Consider the following 485-nt stretch of genomic DNA (forward strand, 5'->3'; position numbering starts at 1 on the left):
CATATACTTTCCGGAAACCTACAGGTCAATCCGTGAAAATCCGCGATTCCGGACACACTTTTTGACCCTTAACCCGGATTTGCAGTGTATGCCGGGGGCTGCGGGGAGGCGGGGAACTGTCATGGATGCTGTCATGGATGCTGTCACGAAACTGGTGACGAATCCGTGGTGGCAACGCCCTGATTAGTGTGGCAGTTCTTCGCTGAACGGTGCGGCGAGCGCTAGCAGTGTGACTTTTTGCGTGGGCCTGTAGTAGGCTGTCTTCACGGATCCCATGTGGCGTCCATCTCGTGAACTCCCCCAGGGCAGGAATGCAGCAAGGGTCAGCGAGCTCTGACGGGTGCGTGGGGTCCCCTTTTTTTATCCCCGGCGTTCTTCTGGCACTTATGGCCAGGTTTCGGGCACTTGTCGGGTTAAGTAAAGAAAAGTGTGTCCGCATGCCACCATAACCCCAGACCACACACCACAAATCACCAAAGAATAGC

1 other RNA gene is annotated in these 485 nt (G+C 55.3%); it reads left to right on the top strand.

The features are described from left to right. Window positions 1-264: 264 nt before the first annotated feature. An RNA gene (gene ffs / locus QP981_RS11185) (signal recognition particle sRNA small type) lies at window positions 265-359 on the top strand. Window positions 360-485: the final 126 nt, after the last annotated feature.

The organism is Corynebacterium sp. MSK047 (assembly GCF_030232285.1).
Lineage (GTDB): Bacteria > Actinomycetota > Actinomycetes > Mycobacteriales > Mycobacteriaceae > Corynebacterium > Corynebacterium jeikeium_D.